We start from the raw sequence: 23,073 nt of genomic DNA on the forward strand, positions 1-23,073 counted from the left end.
TATTGGGATGCGATTCTCGGAGGGAAGAGGGAGCCGCATAACAGGCTCGTGTTTGACCGTGCTGAAGGGCGATTTTTTGGGAGACATGGACCAATCATCATAAGGGAAAGTGTTCATTCACCGACCCACATTATCGTCACAAAATCTCTCTGTAACCGACTTGCCACGCGATCCAACGCAAAGTACCTCATCTGTGTTTGTGGTGCGTACTTTACCTGATCGGAGGTGGTGATGATCGCTCCTTCGGATGAAGGATCCGCTGGATAATCCCATCGATGTCTGGGGGAGTGATCTCCTCGGGTTCGTCTGATGGGTAGTGTGGAACTGGCATAAGCTTTCACTCACACTAGTAGTACGTCGTCAATCATAATAATTGTTCACTATTGCGAGATAGGTTTTGAGCGAGCCAATTATCACCACAATCTAAGCTCAATAAATAACAGCGAGTCGGAAAATTGAAAAATAGAGAGGACTCGGTTCGGCAGTTCTGTACGCCCGGTTCTCATGCATGGCCAAGAGGGGAAGCCACTAAGGCCATTACACTCCATTGACTTGACGACCAGCCCATCAACGATTTGAGGAGTTTCACGAACAAGGCAACCTCGAACGCCGCAAACTCAGTCTTCGCGTCGTCATTTGGTGGATTCCCGGGGGTAGCCATTCGATGAACTACTACGAGTGTTGAGAGTGGCCAAGGTCAACGAGACAATGCACCATCAATCGGCGATGGTCGAAATCGATCCCCTCTGGAGAAGGTTAGTGTACGACACCATATATCAAATAAAAACAAAACAAAGCATACAAGCGATATGGGAAAACCGAATAGTATGGATCTGCCATCGATCGCTGATGGAATGTTTCTCCTTGCTGCAGTCGGGACGGCTATCGTTGCAGGGTATCAGGGCATTGTCGGCAGAAATTATGCGAAAGCACTCCAGACAGGTGCGATCAGTATCTTGTGGCTGAGTGTGATACTAATCAATGGGTACTTCGACATTCTCGTTTCGATTATTGCTATTGGAACTCTCGTTTTAGTTTGGGTTCTCACACAAAACAAACGAGAGATTCAGCGGCCTTAGTCGGGAACAATACCGCTAAGGATAGTATTCAGGAAAGTGGCAGTTACTGACGAACTTGACCACGTTTTTACTCGGGAAGCTGGTCCGAGGAACATCAAACAATCCAGCATTGGTGGTGATAGTTTCAAGACCTCCGTAACGTTCCGAGTATACATCCAGCAAAGCGCTGTATAGCTCGGAGGAGAATCAAATCTAGATTTGGACAGCGACGTTCTCGCCGACCTGATGGACATTGCGAACGAACATGGACTTCTACTCGAAGGCGTCCAAGAATTGTACAAGTTCGAAAGATAGCATTGAACTCGGGGCTAGCTCTGGGTTTGGCGGATAAACTCATCGAGTCGTTCTTCAATGAGTGCCGCAATGCGTTTGCTATATTGCCAAAGTACTGCGTTGAGTCGCTCTTCGGTCTCATCGTCAATACCATCGTTTCCCTGAAGGACGGAGTCTTTGGTGACCTGAGGGTGATACACGCAAACGATCTCGATTGAACTGTCTGAACCCGTGGCACCAGCGGTATGGATTCCGTACTGATCGATACCCCACACACCATCGCCACCCTGTCGTTCCATCGCAGAGTCGAGCGCATCGAGACGTTGCAATTCCTCGGAGGAGAGGATTGGAGCGTTACCTTCGAACAATTCACCGTATGCCTGTATCCGAGCACTGTTTATCCACTATTCCAACTGGGAACGCGCTCTTAGTACGAGCTCCCGTTCGTCTGGAAATTCGGCCATGCAATCTAGACGCGTGGGACATCAATCAACGTTTGTACGACACCTCCGGTCGGCGGGCATAGTGACGGTGGCTCTGAAATGAGCGAGAAAACTCTCGCTCGTGTTCGCTATCGTTGGTGTCTGTACTAGAGCGTTTGGAAGTATGGACTCCTTCTAGAGAACTCGATGAGAGTCAAAGCTTCGTTTTTGAACGTTGGACGGGTCGACAGCGACGGCTTTAGACTATTTTCGTCTGGTATGATTTCGATTGGGAGATTCGCGTGGCGTCGTCATTTGGATACCGCTCCTACAGACGATCATAGACCACTCTCTTGTCGCAGACAGTAGATTCATCTCACGTATAGGTGTGCTTTTGAAAGATCGCATGGAGATGATCCTCCAGCATCTCCACGAGGTCGGGATTGTAGGCCAATGGTCAGAGACACTCCCCGACGACTACGGGATTGATAGATAGATGTTTAGTTATTCACTGCTTGATACTGTACTCCGTGAAACGTGGGTTTTAGGTTAGTGTTAGCCGTGAATTACCCACGTTGTCGGGCAACATATGGAAGATGAAACCCGACGCTCGATATTACGGTCGGTTCGACTACATTTTTCGGCCAATATTTTACAAAACAAATTATCAAATACTCAATTGAACGCAATGCTTGTTACAGTGCTATTTGAGTGGACGCGTTCTCATCCCTGTCGTTCATGGGGCACACGCTGATTTGCAACGCGTTCGGCTTCGAACAGCGCCGGTACGTACCGGCGAACTCGTCGAAACTTGGGGCGAACACCAATAGATCGGACGGGTATACCGTAGGAACGATGGCTATCACGTCCTAGAAGAGATAGTCGAGTGGTTTCCGGCGTGAGTTCCAAGGAGTCCAAGGTGGCGACCACAGCGTTATCCCACTCATTCCCCTAGAGACAGTATGGCAGACACGAAAAAGAGCCGAAATAAGCAAGCACGTGACGAAGAAAACCGCCAGCGAGCATGGGAAGTTGAGCAGGCGCGTGAACGTATCGACGAAACCGAACCGCGTGATCAGCAGGGTAAAGCGAATGAGACCCAGTACGAGGAAGACGAATATTCAGACTCGCCTCATGTGTGTCACCGTCGTGAGTGCGACGAGATAGCGAGGTTTGTCGTCCTCGAACGGTACCAGGAAGAAACCGGCCATGGGACAGTTAAATCGGAAGCAAAGCTATGTCGAAAGCACACTGCCGAAGAAAGTCCCACGAATCTTGACGACGCTTCTGCGGAGTATTTGTTCCGTGTTGATCCATTACCAGAAACAGCCGATGGTGACCCGGTGTGATTTGTTGCGACGGGAGCAAGCTGTCGGACCATTCCTAAATGTCACTCACTCTCATCGTTTAAACCGTCCTTCAGTAGAGGACGATCACTGTTTGCCGACTCGCGAGAGTTCCGAAACGAACCGCTCGTATTCCATATAATCGAGAAGAAACCGGGGCGTCTGCCCGAGCCAATCGTTCGAATCCTATGTTGATATCTCCCGCCTAGTAGTCGCCCGTTCCTCCACTGTAACACGGGTTAAGAATATTCGATCGTCCCCTCACTTGCCAACGGCACGGATCTTGCGACCACTTTGTACCGTTACATCAACCGTTCATCACCATTCCGTCGACACTCATTGTAGTTCTCATGTTAACGTGTCTGTTTTTCCTTCGTTCCTCGCCGTTGGCAAGGACGTGCCCGATGAGGCGCTCGTTGGAACCGACGTATTGTGAGCACCCTCTATCGAGCAATCGCGACGAGAACAGATCGGGAACATTTCAGCTGTCGTATCCCGACGATGACGAGTACGAGAAGCAAAGGGGTACGCTCCATTACCGCAAGGGTGAAGACGCATTCTACCGCCATATTGCCCTTCGAGGTTGGGCAACGGTGAGCTTGCCCTTAAGTCTGGGATGTCGGATCCGAGTGACAATCACTCGACCGCCGAATTTCGGCCAGAAGGGGAGTCATGACAGGCCCACGAGTTTACTCGTGGGTAGCTGACTCGGTAACCGTAACGGATCTCCGATCGGTTTCGAGAAGCTGATTGAAAGCGTTGAGCATGGCCGTGACGCTAGCACGAGTGATGTCTGCGTCGCTTGCGTTCACCGACACCGAATGGTCGCCTTGAGACACCTCGACTTCTACGGTGACGAGTGCGTTCGTCCCTCCGGTAATCGCATCGACGTGATACGATTCGAGCGTCGCATCGATGTCGAGAGCTTTTCGTGTAGCGGTAACGGCAGCATCGACAGGGCCACTTCCGACACCACTGGCAACGTGCTGCTCGCCATCGACGGCGAGTCGAACGCTCGCGGTCGGTGTCGCACCACCACTAGTGGCAGTCAGATCCAATAATTCGATAGGCCGGTCACGTTCACGTCCTTGTACCTCGTCTGCGATCGCGAGCAGATCAGTATCGGTGATGCGTCGTCCCCGTTCACCAATCGTCTTCACTCGCTCTACGATGGTGTTTAGTTCGTCATCGACCACCGCAACGTTGTGTTCGTCCAATGCCGAACGGACACCTGCCCGACCGGCGTGTTTTCCGAGCACGAGTCGGCGCTCACGGCCGACAGTACTCGGAGGATACGGCTCGTACATCGCCTCATCTTTAAGCGTCCCGTCAGTATGGATTCCCGATTCGTGTGCGAAGGCGTTCTCGCCGACGACGGCTTTGTTCGGCGCGAGCGGAACGTCGGTCGCCGTCGCAACCGTTTGTGCGAGGTCGTATAATCGTTCGGTGTCGACCGTCTCGACGTTGTACCCATGGTCGAGTGCGACGGCGACTTCCTCCAGAGCAACGTTACCAGCGCGCTCGCCAATTCCGTTGACGGTCGCGTGGACGAGATCCGCTCCGGCCTCGATACTCACCAGTGCATTCGCCAAAGCTAGCCCGAGGTCGTCATGAGTATGGGTGCTCGTTGAACCGAGCGGCGCGAGCTCGGAAACGGCGGCCGCTGTGTGTTCCGGAGTCGCGTGTCCGACCGTATCGCAGTAACAGATGCGGTCAGCACCGGCGTCGATGGCTGCACCCATCAGTCGTTCGAGGAAATCGAGGTCGGCGCGTGAACCGTCTTCACCGAGAACTTCCAGCCAGAGACCGTGATCCTTGGCGTATTCGGTGAGATTGACTGTCGTTTCGACCACTTCGTCGCGTGTCGTTCCGACTTTCCCTTCGATATGGCGGTCGCTCGCCGGAACCACGAGATTCACCCCATCGACTCCGCAGTCGAGCGCAAGTTCGATATCGCTCTTGACCCCGCGGGCGAAGCTCGTTACCATCGCGTCGAGATCGAGGTCAGTTACCCTCGAAATCGTTTCTCTTTCGCCGGTTCCCGTGCAAGCGCTGCCAGCCTCGATGACACTGACGCCAGTGGCGTCGAGCTTGCGCGCGATCTCAGCTTTGTCGGTGGGGGTAAGCGATATCCCCGGCGCTTGTTCACCGTCACGGAGCGTGGTGTCGAGGAACTGTACTTCAGAATCAGAAAGTGTGTTTGGTTCGGGGAGTACCCCGAATAAATCGATCACTGGTCATGATATCCACTTTGGTGTGGCATCCAGACGTATATAATACGTACGAGTCTGGCAGATATTGCACGTCGAGGAGGGAAACGCCATCTTCGGTGGCAGTACGACACGGTGCTCAACGCGAAGATGGTAGCAAGGACTGATATCAATAGCTACGCAGTGAGTGCAAGAGTCATGCGACGAGAAAAAGTGGCTGATCCCCGCCTAAAGGGTAGCGCTTTGCAAATACAACGGTTTCCGTAGGGAACGCAGTCTCGGCAGTCGTTGATTTGGAACAGCCCGTCCCAATCTGTTTGAGACCGCGAGAGAGGATGTTCCCACTAGGTCTGCTTTCAGACGAGTGGAAGAAGGGTTAAATCAGGTATTCATCGCTGGGTACACCCTCGAGGATGGTTTCGAGTCGGGAATCTCCCCAATAGCGTACCGTTTCACTCCGCTGATCGTATTCGAGCACACCAGCATCTGCGAGTCTCGGCAAGTGGTTGTGAAGCAAACCGATTGTAACTCGCTTACGGCGCTCAGCCGAAAATTCCCCTCTCTTCGGATCTAAAGAGACGATATAGTCAATAAGGTCATCAAAGCTAGCACTATCGATCATTTCTCGATCGAAGTACGTAATGATTGCATAACGATGTTCATGCCCCAACAGGCCAAGTACTTGCTCCTTGGAAAGGTTTCCTGAACCGGTCGATTGTCGCGTACTCATAGATTCCAATTGTAAATCATTCTCCAAAAGCAGTAGCCCTAAACAGTTAGGAACGAGGTGCTAGTCCAATGTCTCCGCTTCTCCAAAGAACGCTGCCAAGAGTTTACGCTCGCTCGCTCTCAGATGCTGGTGGAATGTAGGCGCCGAAACCCCGAGTGAATTTGCGACCTCTTCGCCAGTACTCTCACGTGGCCACTCGAAAAATCCGGCATTGTATGCTGCCGTCAAAGACGCTTGCTGACGGTCGGTTAACTGATGTGTGATACGGGCATGCTGTCTTCTGAGTGGCGGGAGAGAACGCTTTATCTCCTGTTTCATCGTGAGATGAGCATTTGGATGAATCGACTGTACAGCATCCGTGAGCGCACGGATATCAGCATCGGCAGGGGCTTCAGCAACGAACGACCCCGTCCCTTCAGTCACTTTTGCGTGTTTAATGCGAGCACCCCGTTCGATTAGAACTTGTGGGGAAGTCGATGCTCCTACGAACACGATTTCAAGCAAGCTGGACTCCGACTCCGCGCTGATACAGCGAGCCTTTTTAACGATCGATTGCTGGCGTGCCATCTCGAGAAACGAGTCGACTGGAGCGTTCTCCAGTGTGATATAGTAGAGGAGTTCTTTATTTGTCGAGGGAACGAGATCTTCGAGCGTAATTGAACACTGTAAGTCAGCAGATGCAGTGATAAAAAATGCTGTCGTCTCGGTGAGATCGAATGTGAGCTCGTAGTGGCTATCCGTATGGAGTAACTTCTTACTCTCTGCTGCGTGAATCGCGTAGCCAATTGTCTCGCTTAGTTCTTCGAAGACAGCTTGCTCTCGTTCGCTGAATGCGTCAGAGCGGGATGCATGAACGACCAACACACCATACGTTGTTTCGCCATAGACGAGCGGTACACACAACACCGAACGGTAGCCATTAGCAAGTGCTTCTTCTCGCAATAAATCGGGAAATCGGGGATCAGATTCGATTGACCGAATCAATTGGAGTTCTTGTGTCCGAATTGCTTCGGCAGCACCTCCGGTACTCGTCTCGGCCGAATCTGCTTCGTCAAGTAGATCGAAATAGATACCATTCATATTTGCACCGGTACGAGGCTCAATGCCCCCGCTCGGCAACGATCGTTCGCCGATGAATGCGTCCTGGTAGAGATCGGACGCAGCGAGTCGTTCACAGACGCTTGTCTCAATCTCGTTCCGCGTTGTCGTTCGAACGAGCGTTTGATTGACCTCACGGATGAGTCGGTTAATTCGATTAAGCGTTTTGAGGTGGTCACGGTGCTGTTCGATAGCTTCTTCGCGTTCTTTCCGGTCAGAAATATCCTCGCCAACGAGGATGATGTATTCGAGTTCACCATCTGGAGACCAAAGCGGAGCAGCATTCAACGAAATCCAACACCGCTCTTCGTCTGCTCGCTCAAGAACTGCTTCGTAATCATAAACGGGAAGACCAGTATCGATGACTTCTGCCAGCAGACCGTCGTTTGGATCAATAGGTCGATTCTCGGAATCGTAAAGCGTAAAATCATTATATAGTGATGGAAGGCGCATTAACTGATTGACGGAGACCCCAAGAATCTCGGCGACTTGTTCATTCGCCCGAACCAATTGTCTGTCTGGTGTGAAAACGCCGATCGCAATCGGACTCGTTTCGAGGATTCGTTCGGTGAGATCTCGTTCATGGCGAAGCTCTTTTTTACGTTCTTCTCGGTCGGAAATATCCCGAAAAATGCCTTGGCCGATGGTTTTGTCGTCTAACTCGGTGACACCAGAGCTAATCTCGACAGGGATTCGTTCGCCGTTGTCGTGGATAATGTACTGGTTCACACCGTGCTGAATCACATCCGTCGAATCACCGCGGACGCCATCGCGTTCGACGTGTTCTTGGAAAATTACCGTATACTGTTCTTCTTGTTCTGGCGGATGTAGCTCCGACTGATGTAGCCCACAGAGCTCTTTACGTGACTTACTCGTAAGCGATACTGCAGCTTGATTTACGTCCTCGATTATCCCGGTTTCAGCGTCTGTAATGAAGATTGCGTCAGGAGCTGTTTCAATGAGTTTCGCGTACTTCTCTTTGGTATTCTTGAGTTCAGTTTCTCGCTGTTTTCGTTCCGAGATATCACGAACGAGTGCGGTGAAGAGTCGCTTTCCATCGTACTGGTGTTCATAAAATGAGAACGCTAGGGATAGCTCAGATCCATCTTTATGTAACCCAATTCGTTCAACATACTCATGATCTGTCTCTTGTGAGTCATCGTGAACGAGTTGCTGGAACGATGCACGATAGGCGTCACGGAGGCGGTCGGGGAACAATTCAACTATCGATTGACCGACGAGGCCATCGTCAAACCATCCAAAGAGGCGTTCAGCCGCGCGATTTGAGAATACGATGGTTCCGCTTGAATCGAGGGTGACAAAACCATCGAGTGCATTTTCAACAAGGTCACGGAAAAAGGTGGTTTCAGTACCGAGATGTGCTGTGAACTCTTCAGAACCTGGGTTGTGATCGGGTTGATGAGTCATGGTGATATGCGGTGGTGTAGCACCATTTGATGAAAGAGATGAAGATCGAGAACCAATATAACACTTTGGATGGTTTCATCCACTGTGGTTCGAATCATGGAAAATTTGAAGATCGACAGGCTGTAACCGGTTTTCATAGGTATAATTACCGTCTCACACCCTCTATAGGCTCATTTTCTCGATAGGAAGTCGGAAATATTTATCGCGTTCCTAGGATTTCAACCTCCAGTGGAGCTTCGCAATGATATATTCTGCGAGTTAGACGTGCGTCTGACGAATATATTTGTGGCTGGCATCCGATACATTTTTCAATGAACCAAGATTTACTCGGCATGGACTCGGTCACTCTCGAATTCACGGACGAGGAACTCGAGCAAATCGATGAAATTGCGTTTGCTCACCATCGGGAGAACCGTGATGCAGCAATACGTGACCTCCTTGACGAGTGGTTAAAAGACCGTAATAAGTGATTCAGATAAGGAGCAGCGAGATCATAAACCATCAAAGGCCACTTTCGTTGACTAACTACTGCTGCACCACAGCAGGGAGTGACATAACCGTTCTATTTTTGCTATCCCCTACAATATATTTTTGAGAATCCCAAACTGTAATTCACGCCGATTGAGCGTTCATAGGCATAGCTTCGAGAAGTGTTTCAAGTTTCGTCCTTTTCCGATAGCGAATATTCTCGTTCTGGCGATCGTATTCGATGACTCCGTAATCAATGAGTTTCGGAATGTGGATATGAACAAGCGAGAGCCGTATCCGTTTGGCCGTCGTTGTTTTATCACTTTTCTCGTGGATGTGCGCAACAAACTCATCGAGGCCGACAGCGTCAGCGCTCTTCATTTGGAGGTAGATGAGAAGTTGGCGCCGATACGAGTTAGATAGTATCTTAAATGATTCACTCAGTGAAAGCGAAGGGCGGTCATGATGGGCCATATTGTGGTTATAGTAAGCAAATTGTACAAGCACTTAGGCTGTTCAAACGGCGTATTTTTAACTAACCGCGAACGGAACAACTCACTCAGGTGATGTCGTTTCGGACGCATCGAGCAGTGCGTGTTCAAGCAGTGCCTCATTTCCCCGCCTGATCAGATCGGAAAGGGACTGCTGGCTGATCTCGAATTCTACCGCCAACTCAGAGAGTGTGACTTGCCGAGGCGTCTGAAAGTACCCTCGTTGAAGGGCTAGCAACAGTGCGTCGCGCTGCTTTTCGGTCAAGATACTGTTGAGGAGATGGTCACCGGCTTCGGTAAGGATCTGCATTTGACCAAGCGTATATTGGATATCATTTTCGCGGCAGTGATTGTGGAACGTGGTAAGATCCTCTTGCGTGGGAAAGAGAATCTCGAACTCCCACGCATGGGAGTTATAGCCGTATGCACTCCGGATAATTGTCTGGGCAGCCGTGAATCCCTCAAAAAATTCCCCCTTAGGAGCGTCCCAGTTCAGGAGATAGAGACGGCGATTATTGACCTTCTCAACTTCAGCCAATTCTTGTACTCGTTCGTGCTCACGAACGCGGTGTTCGAATTCATCGAAATCGATATTCCAAGCCCAAAATAAGGGAATCGTATTTGTTCCAACAGGGACAATTCGTTCGAATTCGATTTGTGTCTCCGTTCCTGCGGTGAGCAAGCGACCAAGCGGGAAATCCATCGCTGAAAGCGAGAGTTCGACAATAGTACTCATCGTTCATCTGCCATACAATCTGACTCCAGATAGAATCTCTGGGAAACATATTTACACACAGTGCTGTACGGAGCGGTGAACCGTCTTAGGGTCACGCCCCAACACTTGGGTCTTATCTATAGACTGTCGAATGGATCACATTATTTCCCAGTACAAGGAAATCGTGGATCGCTGCACTCATACCTAGTCATCTTTCGGTTCAATTTCAATGACATAGTTACTCGACACGGTCACCCAATAACCTGCGTATTCAAATGAAATTTCACCAACTGTCCGTGACGAGCCGTCTGCGTGCGGCCCAAAGAGTGCATTCAAAGCGTCTGGATCAATCACCTCGTACAGTGGTTTGAGTTCATCTACCGACCGTTTGTCTGTTTCTGCGATTGTAGCGACGATTTGTTCGGTTAGTGTACCAGATGTACCACCAATTGTTGATCCATTCCTGACGTCAGTTGAATCCATGTTCGCTATCACCTACAAGAACAGAAGCCCTGATAATGCAAGGTATTATTAAGACAGCTGTTCTTGACGATTCGGTAGACTGGAGCCACCACTAAGTAATTACTGGTGCGTTTTTGAACAGGAACGCACAACACTGCTGCCAGAAGAATACAGCTCCATACCGAGTCAGCAGGATTACTCAAACTCGTGATTCTGGCTGATCTCTAAGAGCACCTCAACGCGATCACTACCGTGATATCGAATGGTTTGACTTCGCGAATCGTACTCTATCAAGTTTTCCTTTACCAACTTCGGTAAATGACAGTGGTATAACTGTATTCGAAGAGGCTTGCGCGTCGTCGTGATCCAAGACGGCAACCTGTATCTACGAGAGATCGTGCTTTGGAAGTGAATCGATTCCTTCTTTGAGACAGTGGCGGACCTCCCGCGATGAATCGATATTGTAACACCGAGACTCACCAGGCGAACCCCAATCACTCACCGTCACCATGCACGCAGATTGTCGGTGTAAACGATTGATTCATCGGCCTCACAAGTCACGCCGGTCTCGATTACCGATCAAGTGAGCACGTCGCCATCGACGTAATCAATTTTGTACACCATCGTCTCATTCCCGGTAGTTCAAATCGTCTTCCAAGTGGTGGAGTCGATCCGCTAAGTCATTTATTCGCTTCTGTTGTTCGAGAATTATCGAGACGAGTGCGAGAACCTCCACGTGCTGGTGGGTTTGCAACCCACGTTACGTCAGCGTGTGCGCGAGCATACTCGAAGAGATGATCGAAGACCGCATGGTCTGCCCGCCGAAGTCCATGGCGATAGTCGCTCCAGTGGTTCTCCAACGCTCGGAGTAGTTCACGGTACGTCGCATTAGTACGCCACATTGACACTCACCTCCGTTCGAGCATCGAAACCAGCGATGGCTGGGTGGCGCGTCGCCAGTATACGCTTCCAAAATACGAACGTCGTATGTACCGTTTCATTGCTAAGCGAGGAGACATAGCGTTTCGCACGCGTCACCCACAAATCGTGGCTCAAACGGTGCCTGTTCACAGTGAACGGCATTGTCCGCGAGATTTCGAATCGGTTCGGTCAGCGAATCAGTTCAGTGCTGAGTCAGCAGACTCGGCGCACCGAATGCGTCCGAGAGGTCAGCAACGAGGTCAACAGCTGCCGACAGCATCCGTTTATCGTTTCCACGCGAGAGGTCGTCGGAGCGGTAGAACTAGTCGACAGCCGAAAGGATGACGAGCAAGTGGAGCGCGCTAAGTGCTTGTTCATCCGTTTTGAGCAGGATAATGCTATCATCGAGTGCTGTGAGTATTGGTGTCCGCTGGCCGATCATCACAAATAGATAGGTTCTCGGTCAACCACTTAGGCAAGACCGGGTCGTTTTCGGCGTTTCTGAAAGTCGAACTTAGCGGAGTCGGTAGGTTCGCGCTCGATTTTTTCCTTCAGCAACGATAAGCCGGTAATGTTCCATTTTTGAAAGATGATTTCGGACGGTTCGGTTCGTTTTCGGCTCGTCAATTCGCTCCTGGTACAATTCGTACAGCTCGCCCGGATTGAGTTCGCCTTCTTCTTCTAAAATCTCATAGAGGGCGTGCTGATGTGCTGTGAGTTGGTCAAGGGTTTTCTGGCGCACTTCGTGACGACCATCGGGGACTGCTTCATGGACAATCTCGGTCGTAATCGTTGCGCCGCCGGACTGATCGGCGCGACGTGCAGCGTTCCTGAGAATACCAATGGCAACCCGTGCATCCCCGGCCGCGGCGTCGGCAATCAGTTCCAACTGTTCGTTTCCGATAGCGCCTTCCGAAAGTCCCCATTGAGCGCGAGCGTGGAGAATCGCAACGAGTTCGTCAAGGTGATACTTCTCAAATTGGATGCGGACACACGTCTGCAGCCGACTGGTTAACCTCCCATCGAGTTGGCTGAACAATTCTTCTTCACGATTTGCGATAAGAATCATTGAGATGCTGCGCATCCGATAGAGATCATAGAGCACGCTCTTGTCTTCGAGTTGGTCAACCTCGTCAAGGATGACAACAAACTGTGAACCATCATACTCCTGAAGCCGGTTGAGCAGTTCGTCTTTTGGTGTCGACCGTCGGTGGATGTCAACCGTCTTTCCGATCCCTTCGAGGATGCGGTAGAGCACTTGGAATCGTGTATGATCCTGCCAACAGTTGACGTACTGCGTATTGATGTCGAGGACGTTCTCACGAAGGCGTTCGACCGTGTAGTTGGCAATACAGGTCTTGCCCACACCCGATGGCCCCAGTAGGAGTGACGTTTCTCCCGTTTGACCGTCCATGATGGGTTTAAGCGTATTCGAAAGCGCGTTAACCTCCGGATTACGATGCTCAACTTCATCGGGGATGAACTGTGGTTGCAGGACGCGAGCATCGTGAATCATGTTTTCAGCGGTATCTATTCTGTCCGAGATAATAAACGGAAGTGGGCGATTTCCGATTCTTCCGATAGCGGAAACCATTCCAAGAGGGACGCATCTTCCCCACATTGGTGCTACTGCTAGGCGTGGACCAATTCACGGCGAACAGACGAACTGAATTGATCCTAAATATTTTGTTGTGATAAAAATTAAGTCATATAATAGCTTTTCTGAGGGGCGTTATTGTTTTTGTTGGAGGTTGACATCGCCACGCATCGATTGCGGATGATATTCACAGTAATACTGGGCTAACTTTTTCGACGCAGTGAATGTCGTACTCACGGTCTTGCCTTTCTCTTCGGCATCCTCGCTTTTGACGACCGGTTTGTCGTTCCCGTTGACGATGTAGAGTTCGTGTTCTTTGCCGTCAAGGTTCTCCCACGTGATCGTATACTTTTGACCTGGCTGAAGTGTGAGTGCTGGGTTTTTCTTGCCCTTGATGGACTTCGGGGCGCGACCCTCCCAGCCGCTTTGTTTGGCTCCCAAGCGGATTTCTTTTCCTTTCTGACTGCTGTCACTTTCGCTCTTGCTCTTGTTCTTTGAATCGCTCTCCTGGTTACTATCCTCATTGCCTGGTAAACTGCTAGTACAACCAGCAAGAGCAGTTGCAGCGAGTGCACTACCCGTGACCTTGAGTGCGGTGCGTCGGCTTGTACGGGGTTGGTCGTTCATGGGCGAGGAAGAGATTACCACCTACGGTGATAGAAATATTTTGGCCGGTGAACTAACGTGTGAAATAAATTGAAGGATACGTTCTCCTGTGGTACGGGTTTTACATAGCGAAATAGATCCGTAGCTGTTTCAGGGGACATTAGCACTTTCTGTAAACGTTCTTCGGCGATTCACTTCTGATAGGCAGTCTATAGCCCGGGACTGCGAGTGATTTTCTCCTTGACCGGTTTGTTTCAGCCCTAACGCCTTCCCAATATTGTTATCTAACTAACATTTATCCCTTTGTCCGCCATTAAGAGAGTATGGAAACGTCAACAGGATTTGATATCGTCGGAATCACCGGGCCTCAATGGACCGAATCCGAGCTTCAATCGCTCTCGGAGGAGCTAGCATCCGAAGTCAACGGCGGTTTCACCTCCGTTGTTATCGGAGCCGAGACACTGATGCAAGTGTTCGACGCGGACGACCCACGTCAACTGCTCGAACTCGGCCTTACGAACCTCAACGAATCGGATATCGAACTACCGAGTTCGCCGGAGTCGACGTCAATTCCATTCAACCCGGGATTCGTTCCTCCCGACCTAATTCCGTGGATTACTGGTTGGGGAGCAGCGCTGTTACTTCAACCCGAGGAATCAACATCACTTTCGACCGAAAGCATCGTCCAAGCCCTCGACGACTTGTACGCTATGAGAGGGGGATGGGGGACGGAACCAATAGTCGTTACCATCCACTACCCTAGCGAAGCTGAAAACCCCTCATTTTATCGTGCAGAGGGCGTCCAAAACGACTCGACCGAGTAGGCGAGTGTACCCTGTATCTCCCTCGATTTCTGCAAACGTTTGTTGGTTCGAGTATATGTTTGCCTTCGATAGTATTTCGAACCATAGGGGTTAACCGGATGTTGGTTGATCGAAAATAACTACACCCACGAAAGGGTGATGAACGAGTTTCCCACCCTTTGTGCTATAATAAGACTGCTACAGTTAACAAATATAATTATTTTTATTATTAAATATAACTCTTGGAGAAAATCGGGTGAGACAACATAACTACAACGCCACATTATTGAGTCTGCGAAGCATGGGGTGAGATATCATGAGTCGTGACGAACGTCAACGCGGATTTGATTCCGCATCGTACTTGTCAGACGATTTGTATCGACTCAATCAGATTGCCATCAATGGAACCAATCAAGAGTACCACCACGATCCAAGTAGCTCTCGACATTCTCACATCGGACTCCTCTACGCAAATCAAGCTGAACAGTTTGCAGGCGTAATTCCCTTAATCCGCGACGGGCTCAATCGCGGTGAGCGCTGCTACTACGTCTATGATGATAATACAAAGGCTGATGTCGTGGCAGCGATGCGTGAAGCAGGAATTGACGTTAAGATGGCAACCGAAACTGGTGCACTCTCATTTCACACACCGGAAGAACTGTTTTTGCAAGAGGGGGTATTTGACCTGGAGACCACGATCGCGAATACAAAAGAAACAATCCGAGAGGCAATTGAAGACGAGGGCTATGACGGGATACGAATGAGTGGCGAGATGTCGTGGGTGCTCGACAGAGAGCATAGTCTCGACCGCATGATCAAGTACGAGCAGACGCTCAACTCCCTATACGAGAATCAACCCGTTATCGGAATATGCCAATACAATGTCAAGCGGTTCGACCCAGAGATCATCAACCAACTCATTCGCTCCCACCCAAATTTCGTCTTCGGCGAAGAAGCCGCGCGTCACTTTTATTATATCCCACATGAAGGCGTTGGTAGTACTGTAGCGCCAGAGACCATCAACGACGACCGATCAATCTACTCGTTCTTTGAACGCATTCAAGCTTATGAGACGCTCGAACAGCGGGAACGGGGTTTACATGCGCTCAACGAAGCGACTCAGGAGTTGATGTTCCTTGACGGCGAAGAAATCGCTAAACGCGCCCCCGACATCATCCGAGACATGCTCGGTGTCTCATTTGCGTCATTCTACTCCTATGACGAAGACAGCGGTGATCTAAAATGTAGACGTAGTAGTATAGCCGCCGCAGACGGGTTCAATAGCGGATTTTCTGAGCAGTATTTGGATCGTGCGTGGAAAGTGTTCGTCACGGAGACGCCCGATATCTTAGACGATCTCCCACCGTCAACCAACTCTGACGGGACTGAAACGTCGCCTCGAAGTGGTGTGATTGTCCCGCTTGGAAGACACGGCGTATTCTGTACCTGCTCAACACACCCAAATGCATTCGACAATCCAACCGTCAATCTTGCCGAGACGGTTGGGGCGAATATCGAAGCGGCGCTGGATCGTGCCGACCGCGAAAGAACACTCCAGAAAAAAAACGAACAACTGGATCGGCTCAATAGGATCAATCGTGTTATCCGTGAAATAGATGAAGCACTAGTGGAAGCAGACACGCGCGCAGAAATCGAGCAAATCGTCTGCGAACGACTCACGACGTTCGATCCCTATCAGTGCATCTGGATCGGCGATCAGGATCTGACGACGGAGACAATCACGCCACACGCACACGCAGGTGATCAGAACGGCTTTCTCGAGAGCATCACACTCTCCACCGACACCACATCGGCAAAGCAAGGACCCGTAACTACTGCCCGGCAGACCCGAAAAGTCCAGGTAGTACAGGACGTACTGACGGATCCAGAATTCAAACCATGGCGTGAAACGGCCCTTTCTCACGGCTTTCGGGCCTGTATCAGCATTCCCCTTGTCTATCAGAAATCGGTTTACGGTGTATTAACCCTATATACAGGTTCACCAAACTCGTTCAACGAACTGGAGAAAACTGTGTTAACAGAATTGGGAGAAACAATCGCCCATGCAATCGATGCCGCCGAAACTAAACAGACGCTCCGGACAGACAGCGTTACCGAGGTGACGCTAAGGATACAGGAATCAGATAATATCCTTACCCAACTTGCACACGAAAGTCAATGTGAAACCGAATTCAATTTCGATGGGCTTGTTCCCCAGTCAGATGGTTCAGCCCATCTCTTCTTTACCACACATGGAGTTGCTCCAAAAGATGTCCTGGCCGGTGCCAAACAGGTGGCTGGCATCGCAGAATTACAGGCTATCAGAGATGATGAAGAACAATGCGTTTTCGAAGCGATAGTAACACGGCCGACGCTCGCATCACACATTCTCGAGAATCAGGGTCTCATTCGCTCGCTCACCGTTACAGATACGACCATCAATGCCGTCATTGATCTTCCCGCCACCACTACTGTTCGGGAGTTCGTCGAAACCATGCAAGAGAGATATCAGAGCACCGAGCTCATGACTCGACGTGTGCATGATCGTCCAATCAAGTCACGCCACGACTTGCGCAATGCTCTCACGGAACGATTTACGGAGCGGCAACGTGAAATTCTTGAAACCGCGTACCGAAGCGGATTTTTTGAATCACCGCGGGTACGAACTGGTAAGGAACTATCCGAGACGCTGGATATCACGCAATCGACGTTCTCCCACCACCTCCGAGAAGCCCAACGCCGACTCTGCGAACTGGTGTTTGAAAACTCCTGACCCTCTGGGACACCGGATCTCGAACTCGTTTTTCGGATCATTTCGACCGGACATGATTATTGGCGAGCGATCGCCAGGACTACACTGTTCGTAAAGTTAGCGAAGCGGTGTATTTGCGGTCACTTCCGGATCGATCTACTCAAAGACAGATCTAGATAATACGCATCCATTTCTGTGGTAGTGCGAATAATTCGAAGTCATGCTTTCCTTTGCCCTCCCCTCAAGGAAAGATGATGGTCAGTAACACGACCGATTGTATCACGGTGTCACAGCCTTTGGATCGAATGCTCGATATCCTTAGTCACCCAGACCGCCGACGAATCCTACTGCTAATCAAAAAACAAAAATCATACGGTAAAGACGAATTTGCCATTAAAGAGTTCGATGCTATAGATAACAAACAGCTCACACCCGAACTCTATCATAACCATCTACCGAAGCTTGCCAACGTTGGATATATCGAGTGGAACAAAGACGCTAATATGATCCGAATAGGGCCAAATTTCGAGGAGATTACTCCGTTACTCCGGTTCATACATGATTACCAGAAAGAATCTCCTGAGAAGTGGCCTTAGATTACTGCTCTATTAATCGGAGTAACCGTGAGTGATCGGTGTGTAGCTCCTTTGCTGGAGCTCGGTGTGAACAAGACCAAAATTGATCCTGCTCACTCAGCGTCTGGAGTTCATCGGTAGTTTGTTCGTCACACTACGCTGCTGATGACACATACTAGTACGTGAGTTACAGTGGAGTGCGTCTCTTCCAAAACGTGATTTACGACGACTGGCTTTTCTCCATTGACTACCTTCGGTTCGGGGGCGGTTGACCGACACAAGCACTGAGAGTTCATATCTTTGTATCGTCACCTGCTTAAATAATTATAATCGTGATTGTCATTATTCTTCCACCGAAGAGGAAGCAGTATTATCGGCCGGAATGTCACAGATCGATAATTTCGTCTGTGATCTGGATGCTCGTTGAGACGAGATCAGCAGCATCGTCGTAGGATGACTGGACTACTGTCTTCTCGGGAGGCGATTTTCCAGCGAAGCGGAACACGGCCCTTACGAATCCGGCGCGGAGCGTCTCGTTTTCAAAGAGGCCGTGGAGATACGTCCCCAGGACGTGATTCACTGCGGCACTCCCCTCACCGATCGGCTGATCAATCGGTTGCGTTGGCGTCGTCCGACCCATGTGAATCTCGTACCCGCTCACCGTGCCGTGGACACCGGACAGTAACTCGACCGGGGAGAGTGTTTGAGTCACTCGTTCGACGCGCTTTTCGGCCGAAAAGTGCGTTTCGATGGGGAGCAGCCCGAAACCGGATACGGCATCGTGGTCGTCGGTACTCTCGAGCGCCGCATTCGTGATTCGTTCGCCGAGCATCTGATAGCCGCCACAGAGTCCGACGATGGGGCCGGAAAAGCCGGCGAGGTGCGTATCGAACCCGGCGTTTTGCAGGGCGAGTAAGTCATCGACCGTATTCTTCGACCCGGGGAGTACGACCGCATCAACACGACTGAGGTCGGAGTCAAGTGGAAGGTACGTAACACGGACACCAGGTTCGTTCGTTAGCGGTTCGAGATCGGTGAAGTTCGATACGCGCGGCAGTCGTGGAACACCGATGGTTACGGAACGACAGTCGGGGATATCATCGTCGTCCCCGAACACCGCTCGTTCACCCGTTTGAGGAAGCGAAACACTGTCCTCCGCTGGAAGACCTGGATCGTCGTACGGCAACACACCGAGAATAGGGACGCCAGTTCGCTCTTCGATTGCTTCGATACCGGACGTCAAGAGCGCCTCATCACCGCGGAATTTCGTGATAATCGCCCCCTGAACACGGTCACGGACATCATCCGGCATGAGCTCCAACGTGCCGTAAAGACTGGCGAATGCTCCGCCACGTTCGATGTTTACGAGAAGGATAATCGACGCATCCGCAAACCGCGCCGTCTCTACATTCGCGAGATCTCTGTGGTGGAGATTGATTTCGGCGATGCTGCCAGCTCCTTCCGCAACGATGACATCGGAGCGTTCCGCCAATCGTTGGTAGGACTCGATAGCAGCGCGTCTCGCGCGCTCCCACTGCGACTCGTAGTATGATCCGGCAGCGACGTTTTCGACGGCTTTACCGTGTATCACGAGCTGGCTTTCGCCGTCCCCTCGCGGTTTGAGCAGAACGGGGTTCATATCCGTCGTCGCTGAAATTCGAGCGGCCCGTGCCTGTACGTACTGTGAAATGCCGATTTCGCCCCAGTTTCCATCAGGATCGACGACCACCCGGGCGTTGTTGCTCATGTTTTGCGCTTTGAACGGCGCGACCGACACACCGCGTCGGGCGAGGAGTCTACACAGTCCCGCGGCAACGGTGCTCTTGCCGACATGGCTTTCCGTTCCCGCGACGAGCACCGTTTTCGTCATCAGTACTCGGTTCCTTTGCGAGCGCGTTGTCCGTCGTCGATGGGGTGTTTTTCCTTTCGGACGTTGGTAACGAGGTGCGCGTGATCGAGAAGATACTCGGGTCGTCGGTGTCCCCCCGTGAGAACCAACTCCAACTTATCGGGCTTGGACTCGATGAGAGTGACGACCGATTCTGGATCGATCAGTTCTCGGTTCACCGCGTAGAGAATTTCGTCCAAAATCAACATATGAACGCCCGCTTCAGGGGAATCATCAAGTGAAAGCGGTTCATCGAGCGCCGCCTCTCGTGCAGCGTGGATGAGCTCTTTGGCCCGGGCGAACCCAGCCTTCGCCTTTGCAGCGTGCTCGTCGTCGTTCGAGCCGTCGAGGAACCCGTGCCAGCCGTAGTTCCCCGTGTTTTCGTACGTGAATCCGGGGAAATGGTCGATGGCGTTGTACTCCCCGCGGACATCCTCGACGCTCGAGGCCCCGCCCTTCATGAACTGAAGCATGTGGACGCGATAGCCGTGTCCGGCGGCGCGAAAGCCCATTCCTAGTGCGGCAGTGGTCTTTCCCTTGCCGTCCCCCCACCAGAGTTGAACGAGACCAAACTCGTCCGGAGCGCCGGCTTCTAGAGGTCGGGCCGTCGGTGTTCGACCTTTGCCGGGTGTCCGTTGTCGCTGTTCGTCACGGGTCGTTTCGGTCGTATTGGGATCGTTCTCAGACATGATTATAGTGAATCGATGAAGGCGTCGAACGCGCCGCTCGCGGCGTGAACGTGACAGTATGTACCGACCGTCTCGAACTCGGTCAATCCATCGTGCTCCCCGTCGATGCCGGTTCCTCGTACCACGTCGAAGGCGAAGGAGGCATCGGACGCGACATCCGCACTCGAATAGTGAAATTCGTGCCCTCGAATCGTCCGTCCTCGATTAGCACCGAGCGTCGTCGAGCAGCCACGGAGTTCGACGTGGTCGAGTGCCTGATACCGCTCGTGCATCCGAACGTCGGCAGGGAGCACTCCCGCCATCGAATACGTTTGTTCGCTTGTAGTGATGAGTGATTCAGCCAACGCCATCAGCCCCCCACATTCACCGAAAATCGGCAGTCCGTCGCTCGCTCGTTCCGACAGAGTCGAAAGCGATGGAGCGTCGGCAAGCTGTTCTGCATGAAGCTCTGGATAGCCGCCGGGGAGGTAGACACCGTCGCAATCGGGAAGTTCATCACCCGCTGTCGGCGCGAACGTCACGACCTCAGACCGGGCTCGAAGTCGTTCCAGCACGGCCGGATAGATGAACCGGAATGCCTTATCCCGAGCGACTGCAACACGACGGTTTCGAGCGGGGTTCGGTCGATGCAACGACGGACGGGACGGCTCGCGAGCGATATCTAACAAACGATTCGTCCGAACGTGTTCGGCGGCTTTATCGAGTGCGTCTCTCTCCACGGAATTTTCTTCTCCCATCTGCAGTCCAAGGTGACGGTCGGGAATTTTGAGGCCGGATATCGGTGGAATTCGACCGAAATACTCCAACTCGTCGGGAAGTGCCTCGCGAACGCCTCGTTCGTGCCGCCCGCCGTGGGCGCGTTGGGCGAGGATACCGGCAACGTCGATGTCGCCTCCAATCTGTAGTGCGTATTCTCGAAAGCCGAGCGCAGTCGCGGCGACGCTCTCCATTCCGGCACTCGCATCGACGACGAGCACGACCGGAAGATCGAGGACATCGGCGACTCGTGCGGTACTTGATTGCTCCCCGTCGTAAAGACCCATTACGCCTTCGACGACGCAAACGTCGCCTGTTCCGCGATAGTAATTTCGTCGCATTCCATCCTCTCCTTGAAGCCACGTGTCGAGCGTGCGCGAGGGTTGTCCCGCGGTAGCGGCGTGATGACTCGGGTCAATGAAATCCGGGCCCGCTTTTGCGGGTTGAACCGTCTGACCCACCGCTTCGAGGGCGCGAATAACCGCAAGTGTGGCGACAGTTTTACCGACGCCCGATGCCGTCCCGGCGATGATGAATCCGTTCATTGTCACGGTATGGTGTGGGATGCTGTAGATTCGAACAATGCATTCTCACTCGTTCCGGGTCTGTTCAATGTCTTCGGACGAGCTGGCAGCGAGTTCGACGGTGTGAAAGTGAATTTGCATTAGGTAAATATTTATTGGATACGTTCGAAGAGCGGTCACATGCGAAAGAGAATACTGCTGGCGATTCTTCTACTCGTAGCTACGATGGCCGTCCCTCCCGCGGCGACGGCGACACAGCAACCGAGCTGTTCGTTTCCAGTGACCAAGGCAGACGCTACCGGCACGGAAGTATCACTCGACGAACAACCACAACGAGTCGTCACGCTCTCACCGAGCGCCGCACAGATCATGTGGGAGATCGGCGCAAAAGACAAAGTCGTCGGCGTAACCCAGTACGCAAACTACCTGGAGGAAGCGGATAAAAAAGCGAACGTGTCCGGAACCGGCCAGTCGTTCGTCAACATCGAAAAGGTGGTTTCGCTCGAACCGGATCTCGTTCTCGCACCGAGCACCGTCCCAAGGGAGACCGTGAAAAAGCTCCGTGATGCCGGAGTGACGGTCTACGCCTATCGAAGCTCAACTTCGATAGAAGACGTTTACCGTGACACGACCGTTACTGGAACCCTCGTTGGTGAATGTGACGGGGCCGAGAAAACCGTTTCATGGATGAAAGACCGCATCGGTACCGTCCGACAGGCGGTCGAAGGAGAGCAACGGCCTGACGTACTCTACCTTTTCTACGGATACACGTCTGGCGAGGGGACGTTTATCAACGAGATCATCCGAACCGCCGGTGGAAACAACGTCGCTACCAAGGTGGGCGTCTCCGGCTACAAACAGATCAGCAAAGAAGTCGTCGTAAAGCAGGATCCCGACTGGATCATCCTCAATGAACAAGACCCGGCCGTTCCGGAGGAAGCCGGCTACCGAAACCTTACCGCCGTGCGGGAAAATCAGACCATCGTGGTTCCTATCGAGTACATGAATCAACCCGCGCCGCGAGTGGTGTACGCGATTACGAACCTCACTAAACGCTTCCATCCGGACGCGTATGCGGCGGCAAACGCAACCACGGCCGAAACCACCACGAAAACGACAATATCCCCCGTCGAGAACGAGGAGACGACGAAATCTGAGGGGCAAGCGGGATTCAGTGTAACCAGCGCTGTCGTTGGGATGGTCGGTGCGCTGCTTTGTATTCGCCGGTGGCGGTGAGCGG

22 protein-coding genes are annotated in these 23,073 nt (G+C 51.7%); 6 read left to right on the top strand and 16 right to left on the bottom strand.

From position 1 onward, the window contains the following. The first annotated feature begins 827 nt into the window (after positions 1-827). The gene (locus tag LIX15_RS27945) at positions 828-1,079 is read left to right on the top strand and encodes a hypothetical protein (RefSeq protein WP_227778494.1); all 252 of its coding nucleotides are present in this window, start codon (positions 828-830) and stop codon (positions 1,077-1,079) included. A 308-nt stretch (positions 1,080-1,387) separates the two neighbouring features. Here the strand turns inward: LIX15_RS27945 and LIX15_RS27950 are convergent, their stop codons facing one another. Then, positions 1,388-1,753, bottom strand: a complete 366-nt coding sequence (locus LIX15_RS27950) for a DUF7539 family protein (RefSeq protein ID WP_425556772.1) — start codon at positions 1,751-1,753, stop codon at positions 1,388-1,390. A gap of 983 nt (positions 1,754-2,736) precedes the next feature. On the opposite strand from LIX15_RS27950, the gene LIX15_RS27955 reads away from it, so the two are divergent. Then, complete coding sequence (locus tag LIX15_RS27955) at positions 2,737-3,123, top strand: hypothetical protein (protein ID WP_227778496.1); 387 nt, start codon at positions 2,737-2,739, stop codon at positions 3,121-3,123. A gap of 686 nt (positions 3,124-3,809) precedes the next feature. Here the strand turns inward: LIX15_RS27955 and LIX15_RS27960 are convergent. The 3 genes from LIX15_RS27960 to LIX15_RS27970 all read right to left on the bottom strand — a co-directional run bounded on the left by LIX15_RS27960 (position 3,810) and on the right by LIX15_RS27970 (position 8,586). Beyond that, entirely contained in the window at positions 3,810-5,354 is a 1,545-nt protein-coding gene (locus tag LIX15_RS27960) for a (R)-citramalate synthase (RefSeq protein WP_227778497.1), read from the bottom strand. 352 nt (positions 5,355-5,706) lie between these two features. Further along, positions 5,707-6,060 (bottom strand): DUF7344 domain-containing protein, encoded by a 354-nt coding sequence (locus LIX15_RS27965; RefSeq protein ID WP_227778498.1) that lies wholly within the window; start codon positions 6,058-6,060, stop codon positions 5,707-5,709. Positions 6,061-6,120: 60 nt separating this feature from the next. Further along, positions 6,121-8,586, bottom strand: coding sequence for a PAS domain S-box protein (locus LIX15_RS27970; RefSeq protein WP_227778499.1), 2,466 nt, complete (start codon positions 8,584-8,586; stop codon positions 6,121-6,123). 332 nt (positions 8,587-8,918) lie between these two features. Between LIX15_RS27970 and LIX15_RS27975 the strand changes: the two genes are divergently transcribed. Beyond that, complete coding sequence (locus tag LIX15_RS27975; protein WP_390185202.1) at positions 8,919-9,056, top strand: ribbon-helix-helix domain-containing protein; 138 nt, start codon at positions 8,919-8,921, stop codon at positions 9,054-9,056. Between the two features lie 142 nt (positions 9,057-9,198). On the opposite strand, the gene LIX15_RS27980 is transcribed toward LIX15_RS27975, so the two are convergent. The 9 genes from LIX15_RS27980 to LIX15_RS28000 all read right to left on the bottom strand — a co-directional run bounded on the left by LIX15_RS27980 (position 9,199) and on the right by LIX15_RS28000 (position 13,867). Next, complete coding sequence (locus LIX15_RS27980; RefSeq protein ID WP_345411327.1) at positions 9,199-9,528, bottom strand: DUF7344 domain-containing protein; 330 nt, start codon at positions 9,526-9,528, stop codon at positions 9,199-9,201. 81 nt (positions 9,529-9,609) lie between these two features. Next, entirely contained in the window at positions 9,610-10,281 is a 672-nt protein-coding gene (locus LIX15_RS27985) for a helix-turn-helix domain-containing protein (RefSeq protein WP_227778502.1), read from the bottom strand. A gap of 183 nt (positions 10,282-10,464) precedes the next feature. Then, positions 10,465-10,743, bottom strand: coding sequence for a DdfA family disk-determining factor (gene ddfA, locus LIX15_RS27990; RefSeq protein ID WP_227778503.1), 279 nt, complete (start codon positions 10,741-10,743; stop codon positions 10,465-10,467). A gap of 174 nt (positions 10,744-10,917) precedes the next feature. Beyond that, the gene (locus LIX15_RS33875; protein WP_438267237.1) at positions 10,918-11,220 is read right to left on the bottom strand and encodes a DUF7344 domain-containing protein; all 303 of its coding nucleotides are present in this window, start codon (positions 11,218-11,220) and stop codon (positions 10,918-10,920) included. Positions 11,221-11,350: 130 nt separating this feature from the next. Continuing rightward, entirely contained in the window at positions 11,351-11,434 is an 84-nt protein-coding gene (locus tag LIX15_RS34075) for a hypothetical protein (protein ID WP_497007447.1), read from the bottom strand. Then, positions 11,403-11,624 carry a DUF8156 family protein gene (locus LIX15_RS34080; RefSeq protein WP_486327118.1) on the bottom strand — a complete coding sequence of 74 codons (222 nt, stop codon included), beginning with the start codon at positions 11,622-11,624 and terminating at the stop codon, positions 11,403-11,405. The genes LIX15_RS34075 and LIX15_RS34080 overlap by 32 nt, the downstream gene beginning before the upstream one ends. Before the next feature lie 341 nt (positions 11,625-11,965). Continuing rightward, complete coding sequence (locus LIX15_RS33050; protein WP_265338464.1) at positions 11,966-12,088, bottom strand: hypothetical protein; 123 nt, start codon at positions 12,086-12,088, stop codon at positions 11,966-11,968. A gap of 69 nt (positions 12,089-12,157) precedes the next feature. Continuing rightward, on the bottom strand, positions 12,158-13,159 hold the full coding sequence (locus LIX15_RS27995) for a Cdc6/Cdc18 family protein (RefSeq protein WP_227778529.1): 1,002 nt from the start codon (positions 13,157-13,159) through the stop codon (positions 12,158-12,160). Between the two features lie 216 nt (positions 13,160-13,375). Next, positions 13,376-13,867 carry a plastocyanin/azurin family copper-binding protein gene (locus LIX15_RS28000; RefSeq protein WP_227778504.1) on the bottom strand — a complete coding sequence of 164 codons (492 nt, stop codon included), beginning with the start codon at positions 13,865-13,867 and terminating at the stop codon, positions 13,376-13,378. A 302-nt stretch (positions 13,868-14,169) separates the two neighbouring features. On the opposite strand from LIX15_RS28000, the gene LIX15_RS28005 reads away from it, so the two are divergent. Together LIX15_RS28005 and LIX15_RS28010 are read left to right on the top strand one after the other, a co-directional pair. Then, positions 14,170-14,670 (top strand): hypothetical protein, encoded by a 501-nt coding sequence (locus tag LIX15_RS28005; RefSeq protein WP_227778505.1) that lies wholly within the window; start codon positions 14,170-14,172, stop codon positions 14,668-14,670. Positions 14,671-14,965: 295 nt separating this feature from the next. Next, the gene (locus tag LIX15_RS28010; RefSeq protein WP_227778506.1) at positions 14,966-17,422 is read left to right on the top strand and encodes an MEDS domain-containing protein; all 2,457 of its coding nucleotides are present in this window, start codon (positions 14,966-14,968) and stop codon (positions 17,420-17,422) included. Positions 17,423-18,361: 939 nt separating this feature from the next. Here LIX15_RS28010 and LIX15_RS28015 read toward each other — a convergent pair. The 3 genes from LIX15_RS28015 to LIX15_RS28025 are packed head-to-tail and all read right to left on the bottom strand — an operon-like array spanning position 18,362 to position 21,854. Beyond that, positions 18,362-19,846, bottom strand: coding sequence for a cobyric acid synthase (locus LIX15_RS28015; RefSeq protein WP_227778507.1), 1,485 nt, complete (start codon positions 19,844-19,846; stop codon positions 18,362-18,364). Continuing rightward, positions 19,846-20,553, bottom strand: a complete 708-nt coding sequence (locus tag LIX15_RS28020) for a cob(I)yrinic acid a,c-diamide adenosyltransferase (RefSeq protein ID WP_227778508.1) — start codon at positions 20,551-20,553, stop codon at positions 19,846-19,848. Before LIX15_RS28020 ends, LIX15_RS28015 begins: the two co-directional genes overlap by 1 nt. 2 nt (positions 20,554-20,555) lie before the next feature. After that, positions 20,556-21,854, bottom strand: coding sequence for a cobyrinic acid a,c-diamide synthase (locus tag LIX15_RS28025; RefSeq protein ID WP_227778509.1), 1,299 nt, complete (start codon positions 21,852-21,854; stop codon positions 20,556-20,558). Positions 21,855-22,013: 159 nt separating this feature from the next. Between LIX15_RS28025 and LIX15_RS28030 the strand changes: the two genes are divergently transcribed. Further along, a complete protein-coding gene (locus tag LIX15_RS28030; RefSeq protein WP_227778510.1) occupies positions 22,014-23,069 on the top strand; it encodes a PGF-CTERM-anchored ABC transporter substrate-binding protein in 1,056 nt (351 codons plus the stop codon). Positions 23,070-23,073 lie beyond the last annotated feature (4 nt).

It is taken from the genome of Haladaptatus pallidirubidus (assembly GCF_020700235.1).
GTDB lineage: Archaea > Halobacteriota > Halobacteria > Halobacteriales > Haladaptataceae > Haladaptatus > Haladaptatus pallidirubidus.